The organism is Bacillus sp. UNC438CL73TsuS30, assembly GCF_000482325.1.
Classification (GTDB): Bacteria; Bacillota; Bacilli; order Bacillales; family Cytobacillaceae; genus Neobacillus.
Genome location: NZ_KI535297.1, coordinates 387,062 through 404,266, shown reverse-complemented (window position 1 = coordinate 404,266; position 17,205 = coordinate 387,062). Strand labels below are relative to the sequence as shown.

Sequence of the window (17,205 nt, the reverse complement as noted above, 5' to 3'; positions counted from 1 at the left end):
AATATTATTTAGTGAATTATTTCAGTTGATTCAATGTTGAAAGAGAGTTGGAAGACGATGGGACGTAAGTGGAATAATATTAAAGAAAAGAAAGCGTCTAAAGATGCAAATACAAGCCGTATTTATGCGAAGTTTGGCCGTGAAATTTATGTAGCTGCAAGACAGGGCGAACCAGATCCTGAATCCAATACAGCATTAAAAGTTGTACTCGAACGCGCGAAAACATACAGTGTACCAAAACATATTATTGACCGTGCGATTGAAAAAGCAAAGGGTGGTTCAGAGGAAAGCTATGACGAGCTTCGGTATGAAGGATTTGGACCAAATGGTTCTATGGTTATTGTTGATGCGTTAACAAATAACGTAAACCGTACTGCTTCTGACGTGCGTGCTGCTTTCGGAAAAAACGGCGGTAATATGGGAGTAAGTGGTTCTGTTGCCTATATGTTTGATGCCACAGCTGTTTTCGGAATTGAAGGGAAGACAGAGGAAGAAGTCCTTGAAATCTTGATGGAAGCCGATGTGGATGTTCGTGACATTATTGAAGAAGAGGAACAGGTCATTGTTTATGCTGAGCCTGACCAATTCCATGCTGTTCAAGAAGCATTCAAAAATGCCGGCATTACGGAATTTACAGTTGCTGAATTAACCATGCTTGCACAAAATGAAATTACCCTTCCTGAAGATGGACAAGCAAAATTCGAAAAGATGATTGATGCACTTGAAGATTTAGAAGATGTAAGACAAGTGTACCACAACGTTGATTTAGGTGAATAATTGGTCATGCAGCCCTTTTTAGCTAAATTGGGCTGCTTTTAATTGCCGCTAATCGAAAGCCCGCCCATTCGCGACTAGGACTTGGATTTTTAAAAGACTACGGGTAAAATTTATTACATAAAAGATTTTATGACAAAATATTAAGAATGGGGATTTACCATGATTGTAAAAACAGAAGAAGATATTAATGGCATAAAAGAAATCGGCCGAATTTGTGCGGCTATTCGAGATGAGTTAGTCCAAAAAACCAAACCAGGTATCACGACAAAAGAGTTAGACGAAATTGCCGGCGGACTTTTTGAAAAAGAAGGTGCCATTTCTGCACCAAAAGGAGAATATGATTTTCCGGGCTATACTTGTATTAGTGTGAATGAAGAAGTAGCCCATGGTATACCGGGAAATCGAGTGATTCAAGAGGGGGACCTCGTCAATATTGATGTTTCAGGTTCCAAAAACGGTTATTTCGCCGATACAGGCATCTCGATTGTGGTAGGAGAAGGTGATCCTGTGCTAAAAAGAATCTGTGAAGTGGCACAAGAAGCTTTTGAAGCTGGGCTTAAAAAAGCAAAGCCGGGTTCGAAAATAAATGGTATGGGGAAAGTAGTCTATCAGACGGCTAGAAAACAAGGATTCACCGTGATCAAAAACCTTACGGGCCATGGAATTGGACGGACCATTCATGAGAAGCCTGAATATATTTTTAATTATTATGAACCGTCAGAGAGTGGCTTGTTACGTGAAGGAATGGTTATTGCGTTTGAACCATTTATCTCTACACATGAAGAGGAAGTGCTCGAAAAGGGTGACGGCTGGACCTATATAACCGAACAAAGCCGCGTTGCCCAATATGAACACACCCTAATTATTACCAAAGACGGTCCGATTATTGTCACAAAATAAATCAGCAAAGGTCTCAGAAAGAGGCCTTTTTTGCTTACCAAAAACCCCATTTGAAACCATTTTCAATTTTTTCCGTATGTAATAGAAATTTCTCATGGGAAAAATAGAGCAAGATGATTTTTAATTAAAAATAGGTGGTTAAAGAAATGGAGTCAAAAGAGGAATTACTAAAAGAACTATCACTAATTGAAAAATGGGAGAAAGACCAGAACGGTTTGTGGTTTTGGGAACGGATTGGACGTCTGCCATTTAAGCTGTTAGATAAGATTACACCTCAATTTATTCACAATAAGATCGGTTTATTGCTTGAGGAAATTGGGGCTTACATCCAAACTGGTGGAAGATATTTAATTAATGAAAAAAGGTTATTCACCATGGTTCAAAACGAAACAAATCAGCCCATTGAAAAGGTTACAGATATTCAAGATTTGCCATTAAAAACAATGGATAAAATTAGCCATGAACTAAGCGGGCGAAGAAAGAATCTGGCCGCACTCCAAGGAGCAAGCACAGGAATTGGGGGAATATTCACCCTGGCCATTGATATACCGGCTATATTGGCGATTTCCTTAAAAACTTTACAAGAAATTGCGATTCTCCACGGCTATGACCCAAACGAAAAAAATGAACGAATTTTTATGATTAAATGTCTGCAATTTTCATCAGCCGATGTTGTAGGGAAACGTGCGATCCTAAATGAACTGGCAAACTTTTATCAAAGAGATAAAAAATCAGATGAGATGATGTCCCAATTACAAGGCTGGAGAGAGGTTGTCTATACATACCGGGACAATTTTGGATGGAAAAAATTATTTCAAATGGTACCGGTAGCCGGAATGATTTTCGGCGCCTTCACTAACCGGTCTATGATTAGCGATCTTTCCGAGGCAGGGATGATGCTTTATCGGAAAAGAAAAATTTTAGAAAGATTAGAAAAAACTCAGGTTCCTTATTAAACCTGAGTTTTTCGTATTTTTCTTTTTCATCTGGAACTTTACTGTACTATTTATTGAATTCAATTTATAATATGATATAACTGATCAGTTGATAAGTAAGAAGGGCTGAAACATTCAATGGCTATTACACCAAATAAGCAATCTGAGATTTCTGCACTAGAAACGAAGCAGAATATAATCAACTTATCCCAAAAATTATTTATGACCTATGGCTATCGTTCCGTCTCCACTAGACAAATTGCCCAATCATGCGGAATTACCCAGCCAGCTTTATATCATCATTTTCGAAATAAGCAAGAAATTTATATCGAAGTGGTTAGAGCAATAATGAACCGCACCAAATTCAAAATGGAGAATATTAAAAAGCACTATACGTCTTTTCGAGAACGAGTGCATCAGATTGCCTTTTACATGCTCATGAATCACCAAGAGGATTTATCACAAATGTTTCATGACATCAAACACGAAATGAATGATGAGACACAACTACTTATTCGTAAGTGGTGGTTAGAAAGTTATTTCAATCCGATTGTTGAGATCATTGTGGAAGCGGAAAATGAAAAACAAACGAAGGACCTTTCAAAACTTGAAAGCAATCCAACAGAAATGTCCTATTTCATTTTAGATATCCTTAAATCCTTATTACAATTTTCCAACCTTAAAAACTTGGATGATGAAGAGAGAATGAAAGAGTCTGAGCGAAAAGCCAAATTAATTGTAAGTATCATTTTAGATGGAATAGGGAGTTAGGCTAGCAGGCCTTCTCTTTTTTTGCTATCTACTTATCAACTGATAAGGTGATGAAGGGAGACGAGAATTATGAAGAAAAATTGGTTAATGCGTTGGGGTGAGCTAGTTAGCGGGAAAAAAGGGCGATGGATTACCATCCTTATTTGGGTATTCGCCATAATTCTATTGAATATCACTTTACCCCAGGCAAATTCACAAAAGAATGAACGAGCGGATCTCTTTTTAGAGAAAGTTGACTCTCAAAAAGCAAAGGAAATCATTGAAAAGAATTTTGGAAATAAGACTGGAACTCCTGCACTGTTGACCTGGTATAAAAAGAATCAGTTATCGGATGAAGATCTAGCATCCATACAAACACTAACCAAAAAGCTTGTTGTTGATAACCCGATTGAAGGGACGGAGGTGCCACCGTTTTATCAAATGGCGCTGCCTGTAATAAAACAACAAGTATCCAAGGATGGAACGACCTTCGTGTTACCGGTAATATTTGATCAAGACCTTGAGACTGCAGAGATACAAAATCGATTGGATAAACTGAAACAAATTTCAGAACCTATTTTCTCATCTAATCCTTTTACGAAAAAAATCAGTGATGAAAACTCTTTACTTGTAAGAGTTACAGGTCCTGCTGGAATATCAGTAGATGCCACTAAACTATTCAGCCAAGGGGATCTCTCTTTACTTTTTGGTACCGTTTTACTTGTCCTGGTTTTTCTTCTGATTATTTATCGTTCCCCGATTTTGGCTCTCATCCCATTAATTAGTGTTGGGATGGCCTATATGGTGATCAGCCCGATTCTTGGTTTGTTAGGGAAGGAAGGAGTGATCGACTTTGATTCTCAAGCTATCTCGATTATGACGGTATTACTATTTGGGGCTGGTACCGATTATTGCTTATTCTTAATTGCCCAATTTCGAAACAGTTTAAAAACAGAGGAAAGCAAATTCCGTTCTATCAAACATGCATTTACTAGATCATCTGGTGCGATTATCATGAGTGGACTGACTGTTGTGATCTCTCTTCTTGTTTTATTAGGGGCAAACTACGGATCCATCCACCGTTTTGCGATTCCGTTCAGTTTGGCGATTCTTATCATGATGTGTGCGAGTTTAACACTTATTCCTGCGTTTCTAAGTATTTTAGGAAGAGCCTCCTTTTATCCATTTATCCCACGTACAGAAGAAATGGATAAAAAATTGGCAGAGAAGAGAGGGAAGGTATATCGGGATCGCAAAAAAGAAAAACGGTTAGGAAATATCATCGGTAGAATGGTTAGTCAAAACCCTTGGAAAGTGTTTATTACAACGTTTACGATTTTGGGGATCTTGGCCATTTATTCTTTAAAAATTGACTATACGTATGACACTCTTTCATCGTTTCCAAAAAATATGCCGTCTCGCGAGGGCTTTGAAATCCTTTCTGAACACTTTAGTGCAGGTGATTTGGCACCTACCCAAGTCATCGTAAAAGGAATTGAAGATGAAAACAGCGTAAAAGAAAAATTGGAAGGATTACCGTACATTGCGAAGGTATCAGATCCAGAGAGAAGTAAAAGGGATCCAAGCTTGGTCAAATATGATGTGGAATTAATAGATAATCCCTATTCCAACAAGGCAATGGAATCCATCCCAAAACTTAAAAAGGAACTAAAGGAAATTTTAAAAAGTGGTGGTGCGAAGAGCAAGATTTATATAAGCGGGCAAACGGCCGAACAATACGATACGAAAGAGACAACGAAAGCCGATTCCTCCTTGATTATTCCGATTGTCCTTGTGATGATTGCCGTTTTACTATTATTCTATCTTCGTTCTATTATCGCCACAATTTATCTAATCGGAACGGTGCTCTTATCCTATTATAGTGCATTAGGTTTAGGATGGATTATCTTGCACTATGGGTTCAACGTGAATGAAATCCAAGGATTCATCCCTTTATATGCTTTTGTATTTATTGTTGCACTTGGAGAGGACTATAATATTTTTATGATTTCAAGCATTTGGAGAAAAAGCAATGAAATGTCCCTAGTAAATGCAGTTCGGGAAGGGGTCGCTGAAACGGGGGGAATCATTACCTCAGCTGGTTTAATTTTAGCAGGCACATTTGCCATCTTAACGACACTTCCGATTCAAATACTTGTCCATTTTGGAACGATTACAGCCATTGGTGTACTTCTGGATACATTTATAATCAGACCATTTTTGGTTCCTGCCATTACATCGATTTTAGGAAAATGGGCGTTTTGGCCGGTAAAGAAGAAAATGGGTGAGGTTGAAAAATTACAGGGATGATAAATTTCAGTCGAAACTAGTGATTCTTCTTAAATGTAGAAAATGTGAACCTCTTCTTTTTTAAACAATATCAGGCGCAATTTTATTCAAAAATTACGCCTGATATTTTTATTTTTTAATGAAATGTTCTTTTTGGAACAAAATATAGTTTAGTTTCTTTATTACGAATCTCCGCTTCTGTTACTTCATCCATTAAGCTTAGACACATACCAAATAATAAGGTAATAATAGAAGCAATGACGACACCAACACCTGTTGCAGTATAAAAGTATCCTCCATTGGCAGCGCTTACAAAAAAACTAGAAATAAAAATGAGTACACCAGTACCGATTCCAAACATGGATGCTTTAAAAATTTTTAAGTATTTATACTCCATGATCATCACTCCCTTACTGAATATTCTATCAATTGTCACAAATTTGTCAAACTTTTTTTAAAAATAATTTTAGTAGTGCAAATTACTTGATTTTTAAAATAGATAAGAAATAGAGCAATAAAAAAATCCTAAACGAATCATTTAGGATTTTTGCCTATCCATTTTGAAAGCAGATGATACTTTGGATTCCAACTAATAGTGATAGAATGGAAACATGTAGAAGGACCGCTCCCAAACTTAAATGGGTATAAATTAAAAGTGCACCACTTAAACCTTGCAAAAGAATGAATAAAAAATTAATTTGACTAAAGCGATAAATATCTGGACGATCTTGACGATATTTTTTTGAAAGGTGAATGATCCCGAAAAAGAGAATGATTAGACCAAGGGCAAATGAACGATGAATGATATCAACCCAAAAAGCATTTCCAACATCCCCGTAGCGTTCGGTCGGAATCGGAAAACCACGGAAGGCTTCACCTGAACCTGTTTTGGCAACATAACCCCCGAAATAAATAGCCGCATAAAGAAAGATAAAAGTAAACCAAGAAAAAACGGAAAATGAAGCGGGCATTTTTTTCAAGGAAGGAATTTTCTTTTCCTCCAAATAAATCACATAGGCAATATTGATTAATGCTGAAAATGATATAAGTGCAATTCCCAAATGCGCTGCCAGCAAAAGAGGGGAAAGTGAGATCATCACTGTTAAAGCACCAAGCGTTGATTCCCCAAGGATACCTAAAATCGCAAAGAGTACCAGCGTTTTCACTTTTCGCGATTTATAGCGAATCCAAGCCATAGCTGAAACAACAAATAATAACAGGCTCGCAAGCCCCACAACGATACGATGGGTGTATTCAATGACGGAGTGATAATCAGAAAAATCGGGATATAACTTACCATTACACAAAGGGTATCCGCTCCCGCATCCCATTGCGGAATTTGTCATCGTGTCGATAAATCCAATAATATTTACTAGAAAAAGTGTTGCCGCTGCAATGATAGAAAGCCAAAAATATTTCATCTTAGAGCACCTCCTATGTAAGAAACCATTTCTTTTCTGTCTATTAAGATATAGTGCCCAGCGGTCTCTAAAATCGCTGGGCACTTAGTAACATTAATGAACTTGAGAGTTGAATGACATAATCCAAACCGATCCCGCAACAATTGTTGCTACAAAAATAATCCCAAGGATTAATGCCATCACATTGTACCTCGGTCCTTCACCATCACGAATATGCATGAAGAAGAATAATTGAAGGACAAACTGTAAAACAGCCGCCAGCAATATGCTGAACATAAGCGCCGATTTTGCAATCATATGATTTAAAACAAGAACAAGAGGGATGATCGTCAATATTATCGAAAGAATGAAACCTGTCACATATGCTTTGATGGAACCAGTGTGTTCGTGTTCGTGTCCATGTGCTGACATGTTACATCACCCCCATTAAATAAACGACAGTAAAGATAAAGATCCAGACAGCATCTAAGAAGTGCCAATAAAGACTGACAATGGAAACTTTTCGTTTTGTAACTTCAGTAATTCCTTTTTTCTTAATTTGAACAATAATTCCAAGGATCCAAAGGATACCGAAAGAAACGTGAACCCCGTGTGTACCAACTAAACAAAAGAAGGAAGTAAGGAAGGCGCTGCTTTGAAGAGTCGCACCTTCATGAACCATATTTACAAATTCGTTGATTTCAAGACCTACGAATACAGCACCGAGAGCAATTGTTACAATTAACCAATTTATAAGGCCTTTTTTATTGCCTTTATGCATGGCGAGTACTGCCAAACCACTTGTAAATGAACTAATTAAAAGAATGAAAGTCTCAATGATAAAACCTGGTACATCAAATTCTTTTGCTGTGAACCCACCGTTTGTATGAGTGTGCAGGACCGCATACGCTGCAAAGAAGGTTGCAAATAATAGACAGTCAGTTACAAGGAATATCCAGAATCCTAAAACCTTTAATCCTTCTTGGTCAACATGACCATGATCATGGTCAGAAACATGAGCTGAAGCGCTATGTTGCATGTTTTTAACCTCCTAGTTTGCAGTTCGCTGAACTGAAATGTTTTTTCTTAATGCTTTCTCAGTTCGTTCGATTTCTTCTACAGGAATATAATAATCCGTGTCATATTGGAATGAACGAGTAAATAATGTTATGGCAACACCAATTAATCCGATGACACCCATCCAAATCCAATCAAACGTAAATCCAAAACCGGCAATAAAGAAGAAGCATGACATAATGAAAGGAATACCTGTATTTTTTGGCATATGAATCGGTTCATATTTTACCGGTTCAGGTTTATATCCTTCTTTTTTCATTTCTTCTTTTTGATACCACCAAGCATCTTTGCCATTTGCTTTTGGTAAAATCGCAAAGTTATAAACTGGAGGAGGGGATGGAATTGACCATTCTAATGTACGGCCATCCCAAGCATCACCAGTTACATCGCGTTCACCGTGTTTAATGCTGTAAAGAATTTGCCAAACTTGGAAGACGAAACCGATACCCATAAAGAATGCACCGACCGTTGAAATTAAGTTAAGCGGTGCCCAACCCATGTCCCAACCTGCTGATTGGTTATACGTATAAATACGGCGAGTCATACCCATGAATCCAAGTGCGTACTGTGGCATAAAGCATACATAGAAACCAATTTGCCACAACCAGAATCCCCATTTTCCTAAACGTTCGTTTAACTTGAAGCCGAATAGTTTTGGCCACCAATAATATAGACCTGCAAGGTAACCGAATACTACACCACCGATTAATACTTGGTGGAAGTGGGCGATCAGGAAGTAACTGTTATGGTATTGATAGTCTGCTGGCGCCGCTGCAAGCATAACACCTGTTGCACCACCAACAAGGAAACATGGTACGAATGCATAGAACCAAAGCATAGGCTGTGATAAGCGTACGCGGCCGCGGTACATCGTAAACAGCCAGTTAAAGATCTTAACACCTGTCGGGATTGCGATAATCATCGTACATATTGCAAAAACAATATTTACGTCCGCACCGGCACCCATTGTAAAGAAATGGTGCACCCAAGTGTAATAAGAAACTATAGAAATGGCAATCATAGAAAATACCATTGAACCATAACCAAAAATACGTTTTTTCGAGAATGTAGCAACAATCTCAGAGAACACACCGAAGGCAGGTAATACAACAATATAAACTTCTGGGTGACCCCACATCCAGATCAAGTTTACCCATAACATAGGGTTACCGCCGGCAGTCATTGTAAAGAAGTGTCCGCCAAGTAAGCGGTCAACCGTCAACATGATTAAAGTAACAGTTAAAATAGGGAATACACCTAAAATGGCAATTGATGACGCTAAAACAGACCATGAAAATAATGGCATATCTTTTAAGCGCATAGATGGTGTCCGCATTTTTAAGATCGTTACAACAAAGTTAATACCTGTTGCCAAACTACCTATACCTGAAATTTGAATTCCCCAAATCCAAAAGTTTTGACCAGGACCCGGGCTAAAATCGTTTTCAGATAAAGGCGGGTAGGATAGCCATCCGGCACTCGCTGAACCACCGATTACAAAGGAGATATTAAAGAGCATCGCTCCGATAAAGAATAACCAGAAGCTTACAGCATTCAACATTGGATACGCAACATCGCGCGCACCAATTTGCAATGGAACAACCATGTTAAATAATCCGAACATAAATGGCATCGCCATAAATAAAATCATAATTGTTCCATGTGTTGTAAAAATTTCATTATAGTGTTCAGATTCTAAGAAATGCATATCAGGAAAAGCAAGTTGAATACGCATTAAAATCGCATCGACCCCACCGCGGAAAAGCATAAGTAAAGCGGAAAGGAGATACATAATACCAATTTTTTTATGGTCAACGGTTGTAATCCATTCTCTCCATATCCATCCCCATTTTTTGAAGTATGTGAGAGAAAATACAATCCCAATCATGGCTAGAACAATCGAAACATCGGCACCATAAATCATAGGATCGCCGGTGACAAAAAAATGCGAGTTATCCATTGATAATTTCCTCCTGTTTGTTTATTTTCCCATATCCATTCCAGGCATTGACTTCATTTCAGCACTATCACTCATGTTCATGTGATTCTTATGATTATAGTAAATACCACCATTTTTGTTCACAATGTCTTGGAATAATCCATTAGGATATGCTGAAAAGCTTAACTCTTTTTCAGTACTTGGCTTGGACAATTTTTCATAACCAGCTTTTGTTAAGACAGGAGAGCTTTTCTTAATACTTTCTGCCCATTTATCAAAATTAGCTTGACTTACTGATTTCACTCTAAATTGCATATGTGCAAATCCCTTACCGGTAAAGTTTGCACCGGAACCAAAGTATTCTCCGACTTTATTCGCCTGTAGCCATAAGCCCATTGACATTCCCGGCATCGTATATTCTTGACCGCCTAATTGAGGAATCCAGAACGAGTTCATCGGTGCATCAGAAGTTAAAACAAATTGTACCGGAACACCAGCAGGAATCTCAGCGTAATTTACGGTGGCAATTTTTTTATCTGGATAAGTAAACATCCACTTCCAATCCAGTGAAGTTACTTGTACAACCAATGGTTTTACATCCTTCACTGGGGGTTTTGTTAAATTAATTGTTGTTTTCGCAGTAAAAACACCAAGAATCGCAACGATGACAACCGGAATTCCCCACCATACGATCTCTAAAATTTTACTGTCTGCCCATTCTGGTTGATATGGTGCTTTGTTGTCCGGACGGTCTCGATACTTAACCGCAATATAAACAAAAATACCTAAAACAGGAATAATAACAACTGCACATAAAATAACCGAAATGATAATTAAATCTAGTTCTTGTTGGGCAACCGGACCTTTTGGGTTTAGAACAATAAATTTACTTTTATCACACCCAGCCAAAAGTACCATACCCAAGAATGCTAAAATAGAATATTTAGCAAATTGGTTCCATTTACTCAATGTAAGTACCCCTTTCATTCGATTTGTTTTTTATTTATTCACGAGGATTATGTTAAAAAGCTATACAAATATACCAAAATTAATTTCATTTGAGTAGAGATTTTTTTATGTTTCACATATTTGTCACAGAAAGTTCATTTTTGGAATCAAGATATTTCCTTTCATGTAAATAGTTATTTCAATCCCCAGTTTATTTCCATCCTTAGAGCAAAAAAAGGCCTCCCCAAATTAATTAGGAAGACCTTCTTTTAATCATTCTGTTTTTAAAAATTTAAGTGAAATTTCACTTTTTCTTTAACGGCTCTTGCTCCTCGGACATTTCCATACCGTATGCTAGCCGGTCAGGTACCGCATTCTTTTTGGGGCTACTTTCCTGCCTAGGACTATGCAACATTCGGTGAACGAAAAACTCCCCAACTGTTATTATGATTGCTGAAATAATACTTCCCCAAGCAATTTGCATATAATTGTCAAGAAGTACACTTCCAAAAATCCAAACCACCATATAGGACAGGATAAAATCTCCAATAAGGGCATTCTTATTTCCGATTCGCGAAAGTAACATCCTATCCCCAAGATAAGAAACAATTGTCATTAACACACTGAACCAAATAATATCCACCCAAGTCGCATTAAAAAAAAGATCTAATGCTACCGCATAAGCAACCAGACAAGTAACAAATTTTACGATTAATGCCATTGTATTCATTTTTCTTCTACCTCCTCAACTACCATTTTAGACAATTTTAAAAAATCCATTCATCCGCTTATAAAATTGATTCAATTGGAATTTTGTTTAATCTGAAAGAACTAGTGAACTAATAAGAAAAGGCTACCGTGTCGGCAGCCTTTTCTATAGAGGGAGTTTACCCTCATTCACCATAATTTTGACTATAATCCCAATATTTTAATGTTTCGGTATGGTCAGTGGGTATCTCTTTTTTGACTTTTCCATTTTCATCCTTGTACACTTCATATTCCTGATAGGTCTCCACGAAATATCCATCTACTTTTTCAACCTTTTCAAGTTTTTCTACTAAATCAGGGCCCTCATCAGAAGGGGCGGCCGTTACAGGCTTTGCTATTTTTTGTTTACTCGCCGTTGCTGTATAGGAGTAATTTTTATTGATAAATGAAAAGGGCGAATCCAGATAGGCGGCAAAAACTAACAAGAATAACAGGGCTAACAATGACGTGGTTTGAGTGAAAGATTTCATGCTCCCGGCTCCTTTACCAATTACATCTTCATAACCCATTTTATGCATGTCCGCACGACATATGATTAAATTAAATTCGGAATTTCGCCCCCGCTTTTTTTGCCAGTATTTAAAACGTAATCATTTATTTACCATTTTGTAATTTAATTATTCCTATGAATCACTTAAAATATTAAGGGTATTGAATTTGTGAACTTGGTATAGACAACCGGAGGTACGAGATGGAAAAAGTACGTAGAAAAAGGAAAGTTAGATGGAAAAGAGTATTTGGGCTTCTTTTTATATTGATGATAATATTTACAACGGCTTATTCAATTTATCAATATAAGCGAGGACTTTCGATTGCAGAGGCAGGAAGTTACTTAGGTAATAAAAAACAAACAACTGATACATTCAAAGGGAAAGAAGTAAAGTTTGGGAAAATCAATGTTCTTCTTTTAGGCAGCGACTCACGTGGTGAAAAGCATTCACGTACAGATTCCATTATGATCGCCCATTATGATCAAAATTCTCATCAAGCGAAATTGATTTCCATTATGAGAGATACATACGTTGATATACCCGGTCACGGAATGCAAAAGATCAATGCGGCTTATGCCTTTGGTGGTCCGGAGCTGTTAAGACAAACCATTGAAGAAAATTTCCATATTGATGTGAACTATTATGCAATGGTGGATTTTAAAGGTTTTTCCAAAGTGGTGGATGTCATTGCACCAGATGGGATTGAAGTAGATGTTCCGCATAAAATGTCTTCCGGAATTGGGATGACGTTAAACCCTGGAAAGCAAACGCTACACGGGGACAAGTTATTAGGTTATGTTCGGTTTAGACATGATAATCTAAGTGATTTTGGCCGTGTCGAGCGGCAACAGGAGGTTCTAACTAAACTGGAGGATCAGGCATTAAGTATGGGGAGTGTTATCAAGATTCCGAAGCTATTAGGTGTAATTAATCCGTATATTGAAACCAATCTGGATTCATCCACGTTATTTTCTTTGGGGAAGGACGTAATTACGAATCGCTCCTCAAATTTAAAAACACTGCGGGTTCCAATTGATGGCTCCTTCACTAACGAACGATTTGATGATGTAGGAGAGGTCCTAAGTATTAATTTGGATCAAAATATAGCAGAAATTGATAAATTCCTTACCTCAACAAGCAGCTAATCGAGTTTTCGATTAGCTTTTTTTGTTCAAAAAAACCTAGTGAAATCGCCGTTTCAGTTGGATGGACAACTCCGTAAACTATATTAATACCACGAATTGAAAGGAAATTCAGCACTATAAAAGGGGAATTTTTTGTATTAAAGGCAGGTGAAAGGAATTGTATTTGGTTGGTTTTTATTCTCCAAAAGCAAAATCAGGTGTTACGGGATTGTCATTATCGATTTATCATTGGCTTAAAACAAACACTAGTCTTTCCGCAGCATTTATTTCTTACGGGACTTTGGAAAAAGAAGAAATTTCATCGGAGTTGATCCATGAATTCTCAAAATTATCTCTGGCAGAAAAAAAACGAAAAATTAAACAGATGAAAAAGGAATTTGATATTATCATATACGATGCATCCAGTCAGCTATCAGAAGGAGTATTAAGCCTATTACCGATTGTTGACCGCTTATTCGTTGTTGGCGAAGAACATCGGGATTTCGCGGTAAAACTTCAGCAAATCATCGAATTTGATAAAATTTTTAATAAGCACGTAAAAAATTTTATAACACATCTAAAAGGAAATAAAACCTTTATCATTCGCGAAAATAAGGAAAACCATGTGATCGGCTTTAATTATTCAAGTAAAGAAACAAATGAAATTGGTCAAATGATCTATACAGATTATGTCACTCATTATCTAAATAAAAACCTGATTGAAAAAAATGAACGGGTATACAGTAAAATTAAACAAATTCCTAAGGATGAATTGGCTATCGGCTTATATCAATTAGGGATTGATTTTGAAAAAGCTTTATTATTCCATGCCTTTATTCATTTACGAGAAGAATTAGGGCAGGATTACAATGATGCTCTAGACACTTTGTTTCCACGATTAATTCATTCCTCGTTTGAAGAACTTCTAGACAAGTTCCGAAGTGAATTATTTTTATTTTCACAATTTAAACTTTAGCCAATCTCCACTAAGTAGATCCTTGGAGAACTTTTTTTCCCGCTTAAAACAGATCATATTGGATTCCGGCGCAATAATCATTGCGCCGGAAGAAAGTGGTCTCAATGCTCTTGTACCATTTTAGCAACAGGGCGATAAATCTGAAAAAGAATCAATGCGAGGACTGATAAGACTGCCCCGGAGATGTAGGGCAAACCAATCGTGATCGAAAATAGCCATCCACCTAGTGGCGGCCCAATGATTCTTCCTAATGAATCAAAAGAAGAAAGTAAACCAGTCGAGCTTCCATGTCCTGCTGTTGAAGTTTTCGTAAGCAAAGCAGAGACACTTGGACGAATGACGCCATTACCAATTCCAAATATCGTTAAATAGATGGCCGCAGTTAGAAAACTATCTACAAGCAGGATGAGACCAAAACCAATTGCTGAAACAAGAATACCACCTTGAATAACCACCCTTTCTCCATATTTCTTCGTTAGCCGGCCAACCAATCCACCTTGGATAATAGCGCTGGCAAACCCCATGATCATAAATACGTAACCAAGTTCTACTGTATCCATACCCGCTTTTTTGGCAGCAAAATAGGCAAAGGTTGCTTCTAAACCAGAAAGAGATAAAGAAATCAATAATTGCATGACGAAAAGAATCGATGTTGGACCGTTAAAAGCCTCTAGCAATGATGGTCTTTTTGCGACCGATTTCTTTTCTGAAGACTCTTTTAATAATAAAAACACAAGGATTAAGGTAATAAAGGAGGAGGCACTTGCCAGCAAAAATGGTAATCCTAAGCTTATTTTTGAAAAAATCCCACCAACGGCTGGACCAAAAACAAAGCCCAAACCTGTAGCCGCTCCAATGATTCCCATTCCTTTCCCGCGATTTTCTTCCGTTGTGATATCAGCTACATAGGCCATAGCGGTTGGCATATTAGCTGATGAAAGTATCCCACCGAGAATTCTTGCAGCAAACAGCATCCATAACTGTGTTGATAAGCCTTGAATTAAAAAAGAAATCCCAAGACCCGCGATTCCAATTATCATTACGGGTTTTCGGCCAATCCGATCAGAAACCCGTCCCCAGATAGGAGCAAATATTAACTGCATAAAAGAATAAACAGCCATTAAAAGGCCCAGCTCTGTTGGCGAGGCTCCGATTTGTTCCGCGTAAAAAGGCAGGACAGGAATGATAATCCCAAAGCCAATCATCACGAGAAACATGACAAAAAATAAAATCGGTAAAGCATTTTTGTTTTGCAAAGAATCAACTCATTTCTATAAAAAATAGCAATTAATTTCTATTAATAGGATAAAGGAATGCACGTTTATAAGCAATTTATTCCATGCACACCATCAAGGTATCATAGATCCCATATATAGAGAAAAATCAGTTTTATGTTTTCCTCATAATTTTATGAAAATTTGTTATGATTACCTTAAAAAATGAATAGGGGGATGATAAGCAATTAGTTAGAACGGAAATTTGATGGCGGCAAATTAGTAAGAAAGGCAAACCAGCCAAAGGGCACAAATTGAAAACCTAGCTAGAGTAAATCTTAGTAATCGCAAGGTTTTAGCAAGTTGCTAGCATGTTCTAGCGATTAAATAGCAATATAAATAGTGCGTGTTTTTAAAGTAAAAAACACGTCGATAAGGAAGCGGAAAAAGAGGAGAGAAACATGATTCATAATTTTTATCTATTTATTATAATGTGCATTGTATTAATTATCTTGCCCGGTCCTGATACAGCCATTACCACAAAAAATACCCTTACTATCGGGAAAGTTGGAGGGCTAAGGACAGTATATGGCACATGCTGTGCTCTAATGATTCATACAACAGCAGCAGTAGTAGGTTTATCTGCAATAATCGTAAAATCAGCTATGGTCTTTTCACTTTTTAAATTTGTGGGTGCGCTCTACTTGTTTTACCTTGGAGTGAAAACGTTGTGGTCTTTAAAATATAAAAAGACAAATGAAATTCTTACGAAAAATACTTATCAAGGCCACTCTTGTTTTAAACAGGGATTTCTAACCAACCTGTTAAATCCTAAAGTAGCTGTATTTTTCTTAACCTTTTTACCACAGTTTGTAGATGGCAGCAGCCAAACATTCCTTCCGTTTCTTTTGATGGGAATCACCTATACCGTTTTAACCGTCATCTGGTTTTTATTTTATATTTCTTTAATTAATCAAATAAGTGCTTTCATTAAAAAGCCTTCCGTCAACAAAGTGATGGAGGGAGTTACAGGACTCGTATTAATTGTTTTCGGTTTAAAATTGGCACTGGAAAAAGCAAACTAAAGAGCAGCGGAGTTTTCCGCTGCTTTTCTTATACACGCTCTTATAAGCAAACAGCTGGTAGGCATTGGATTGCTTGAAAGCCTGAAAGATCCACATTTACACAAACGCCTGTTGCCTTTAAATCATCGATATTTTCACAATTTATTTGGGAACAGGGGGAACAAATAGGCTTACCTTTGGAGTTACACTTTTGATGATTTTTAAATTTTAATAGCTCCAATACGGCACAATCATCTTTGATATCAATAATCCGAAAAACGAAGGTAATAAAACAGACAAATGTTTCGTTTTTTGAATTTTTATCCAGGCAAGTAGACACTCCTTCCACCTTAAAGGGGTCACAGTCACAATAAAGAATAAATGGAATGGTATTTTTGCTATAATGATTGCCTAACTCTCCAAGTGGAGCTAAGCAGGATGTTTGGCATGACTTGCCTTTTTTCTTTTTTGCTTTTCTTTGTGCTTCAAGGATTTTTTCTAGTGTCTTTTTAATACACCTGTTTTCCTCGTAACAACTGTCTTCCATAAATAA

Annotated in this window: 18 protein-coding genes; 8 read left to right on the top strand and 10 right to left on the bottom strand. The window is 37.2% G+C overall.

The genetic code is table 11. The features are described from left to right. Positions 1–57: 57 nt before the first annotated feature. From M028_RS0125915 to M028_RS0125895, 5 genes are all read left to right on the top strand, one after another. The gene (locus M028_RS0125915; RefSeq protein WP_026576447.1) at positions 58–777 is read left to right on the top strand and encodes a YebC/PmpR family DNA-binding transcriptional regulator; all 720 of its coding nucleotides are present in this window, start codon (positions 58–60) and stop codon (positions 775–777) included. A gap of 159 nt (positions 778–936) precedes the next feature. Then, positions 937–1,677, top strand: coding sequence for a type I methionyl aminopeptidase (map, locus tag M028_RS0125910; RefSeq protein ID WP_026576446.1), 741 nt, complete (start codon positions 937–939; stop codon positions 1,675–1,677). 146 nt (positions 1,678–1,823) lie between these two features. After that, positions 1,824–2,633, top strand: coding sequence for an EcsC family protein (locus M028_RS0125905; RefSeq protein ID WP_026576445.1), 810 nt, complete (start codon positions 1,824–1,826; stop codon positions 2,631–2,633). A gap of 117 nt (positions 2,634–2,750) precedes the next feature. Continuing rightward, the gene (locus M028_RS31705) at positions 2,751–3,383 is read left to right on the top strand and encodes a TetR/AcrR family transcriptional regulator (protein ID WP_051591247.1); all 633 of its coding nucleotides are present in this window, start codon (positions 2,751–2,753) and stop codon (positions 3,381–3,383) included. Positions 3,384–3,452: 69 nt separating this feature from the next. Further along, positions 3,453–5,672: an MMPL family transporter gene (locus M028_RS0125895; protein WP_026576444.1), complete on the top strand. Its 2,220-nt coding sequence runs from the start codon at positions 3,453–3,455 to the stop codon at positions 5,670–5,672. Between the two features lie 115 nt (positions 5,673–5,787). Here the strand turns inward: M028_RS0125895 and M028_RS0125890 are convergent, their stop codons facing one another. From M028_RS0125890 to M028_RS0125855, 8 genes are all read right to left on the bottom strand, one after another. Continuing rightward, positions 5,788–6,048: a hypothetical protein gene (locus tag M028_RS0125890; protein ID WP_026576443.1), complete on the bottom strand. Its 261-nt coding sequence runs from the start codon at positions 6,046–6,048 to the stop codon at positions 5,788–5,790. Positions 6,049–6,202: 154 nt separating this feature from the next. Then, on the bottom strand, positions 6,203–7,072 hold the full coding sequence (locus M028_RS0125885) for a COX15/CtaA family protein (protein WP_026576442.1): 870 nt from the start codon (positions 7,070–7,072) through the stop codon (positions 6,203–6,205). A gap of 93 nt (positions 7,073–7,165) precedes the next feature. Then, positions 7,166–7,483, bottom strand: a complete 318-nt coding sequence (gene cyoD, locus M028_RS0125880) for a cytochrome o ubiquinol oxidase subunit IV (RefSeq protein WP_026576441.1) — start codon at positions 7,481–7,483, stop codon at positions 7,166–7,168. Position 7,484: 1 nt separating this feature from the next. Beyond that, positions 7,485–8,090 (bottom strand): cytochrome o ubiquinol oxidase subunit III, encoded by a 606-nt coding sequence (cyoC, locus tag M028_RS0125875; RefSeq protein WP_026576440.1) that lies wholly within the window; start codon positions 8,088–8,090, stop codon positions 7,485–7,487. 12 nt (positions 8,091–8,102) lie between these two features. Then, positions 8,103–10,088: a cbb3-type cytochrome c oxidase subunit I gene (locus M028_RS0125870; protein ID WP_026576439.1), complete on the bottom strand. Its 1,986-nt coding sequence runs from the start codon at positions 10,086–10,088 to the stop codon at positions 8,103–8,105. Positions 10,089–10,109: 21 nt separating this feature from the next. After that, positions 10,110–11,036 carry a cytochrome aa3 quinol oxidase subunit II gene (gene qoxA, locus M028_RS31090; protein WP_231510894.1) on the bottom strand — a complete coding sequence of 309 codons (927 nt, stop codon included), beginning with the start codon at positions 11,034–11,036 and terminating at the stop codon, positions 10,110–10,112. A gap of 283 nt (positions 11,037–11,319) precedes the next feature. Beyond that, entirely contained in the window at positions 11,320–11,745 is a 426-nt protein-coding gene (locus M028_RS0125860) for a YndM family protein (protein WP_026576438.1), read from the bottom strand. A 163-nt stretch (positions 11,746–11,908) separates the two neighbouring features. Further along, positions 11,909–12,253 carry a hypothetical protein gene (locus M028_RS0125855; RefSeq protein ID WP_026576437.1) on the bottom strand — a complete coding sequence of 115 codons (345 nt, stop codon included), beginning with the start codon at positions 12,251–12,253 and terminating at the stop codon, positions 11,909–11,911. Positions 12,254–12,474: 221 nt separating this feature from the next. Here M028_RS0125855 and M028_RS0125850 point away from each other — a divergent pair, with 221 nt between their 5' ends. Next, entirely contained in the window at positions 12,475–13,419 is a 945-nt protein-coding gene (locus M028_RS0125850) for an LCP family protein (RefSeq protein WP_081810893.1), read from the top strand. Positions 13,420–13,576: 157 nt separating this feature from the next. After that, a complete protein-coding gene (locus tag M028_RS0125845; protein ID WP_026576435.1) occupies positions 13,577–14,374 on the top strand; it encodes a hypothetical protein in 798 nt (265 codons plus the stop codon). A 101-nt stretch (positions 14,375–14,475) separates the two neighbouring features. Here the strand turns inward: M028_RS0125845 and M028_RS0125840 are convergent, their stop codons facing one another. Next, positions 14,476–15,630 carry an MFS transporter gene (locus M028_RS0125840; protein WP_026576434.1) on the bottom strand — a complete coding sequence of 385 codons (1,155 nt, stop codon included), beginning with the start codon at positions 15,628–15,630 and terminating at the stop codon, positions 14,476–14,478. 419 nt (positions 15,631–16,049) lie between these two features. Here M028_RS0125840 and M028_RS0125835 point away from each other — a divergent pair, with 419 nt between their 5' ends. Next, positions 16,050–16,673, top strand: a complete 624-nt coding sequence (locus tag M028_RS0125835; RefSeq protein ID WP_197031475.1) for a LysE family translocator — start codon at positions 16,050–16,052, stop codon at positions 16,671–16,673. 40 nt (positions 16,674–16,713) lie between these two features. On the opposite strand, the gene M028_RS31085 is transcribed toward M028_RS0125835, so the two are convergent. Continuing rightward, a complete protein-coding gene (locus tag M028_RS31085; protein ID WP_051591246.1) occupies positions 16,714–17,199 on the bottom strand; it encodes a CotY/CotZ family spore coat protein in 486 nt (161 codons plus the stop codon). Positions 17,200–17,205: the final 6 nt, after the last annotated feature.

What these genes read in the sequence shown, in the direction of transcription:
- M028_RS31705 (WP_051591247.1), top strand. Translation starts at nt 2,751, where the DNA reads ATGGCTATTACACCAAATAAGCAATCTGAGATTTCTGCACTAGAAACG.
- M028_RS0125870 (WP_026576439.1), bottom strand. Translation starts at nt 10,088, where the DNA reads ATGGATAACTCGCATTTTTTTGTCACCGGCGATCCTATGATTTATGGT.
- M028_RS0125860 (WP_026576438.1), bottom strand. Translation starts at nt 11,745, where the DNA reads ATGAATACAATGGCATTAATCGTAAAATTTGTTACTTGTCTGGTTGCT.
- M028_RS0125850 (WP_081810893.1), top strand. Translation starts at nt 12,475, where the DNA reads ATGGAAAAAGTACGTAGAAAAAGGAAAGTTAGATGGAAAAGAGTATTT.
- M028_RS0125890 (WP_026576443.1), bottom strand. Translation starts at nt 6,048, where the DNA reads ATGGAGTATAAATACTTAAAAATTTTTAAAGCATCCATGTTTGGAATC.
- M028_RS0125915 (WP_026576447.1), top strand. Translation starts at nt 58, where the DNA reads ATGGGACGTAAGTGGAATAATATTAAAGAAAAGAAAGCGTCTAAAGAT.
- M028_RS31085 (WP_051591246.1), bottom strand. Translation starts at nt 17,199, where the DNA reads ATGGAAGACAGTTGTTACGAGGAAAACAGGTGTATTAAAAAGACACTA.
- M028_RS0125835 (WP_197031475.1), top strand. Translation starts at nt 16,050, where the DNA reads ATGATTCATAATTTTTATCTATTTATTATAATGTGCATTGTATTAATT.
- M028_RS0125855 (WP_026576437.1), bottom strand. Translation starts at nt 12,253, where the DNA reads ATGAAATCTTTCACTCAAACCACGTCATTGTTAGCCCTGTTATTCTTG.
- M028_RS0125905 (WP_026576445.1), top strand. Translation starts at nt 1,824, where the DNA reads ATGGAGTCAAAAGAGGAATTACTAAAAGAACTATCACTAATTGAAAAA.
- cyoC (WP_026576440.1), bottom strand. Translation starts at nt 8,090, where the DNA reads ATGCAACATAGCGCTTCAGCTCATGTTTCTGACCATGATCATGGTCAT.
- M028_RS0125895 (WP_026576444.1), top strand. Translation starts at nt 3,453, where the DNA reads ATGAAGAAAAATTGGTTAATGCGTTGGGGTGAGCTAGTTAGCGGGAAA.
- M028_RS0125885 (WP_026576442.1), bottom strand. Translation starts at nt 7,072, where the DNA reads ATGAAATATTTTTGGCTTTCTATCATTGCAGCGGCAACACTTTTTCTA.
- map (WP_026576446.1), top strand. Translation starts at nt 937, where the DNA reads ATGATTGTAAAAACAGAAGAAGATATTAATGGCATAAAAGAAATCGGC.
- cyoD (WP_026576441.1), bottom strand. Translation starts at nt 7,483, where the DNA reads ATGTCAGCACATGGACACGAACACGAACACACTGGTTCCATCAAAGCA.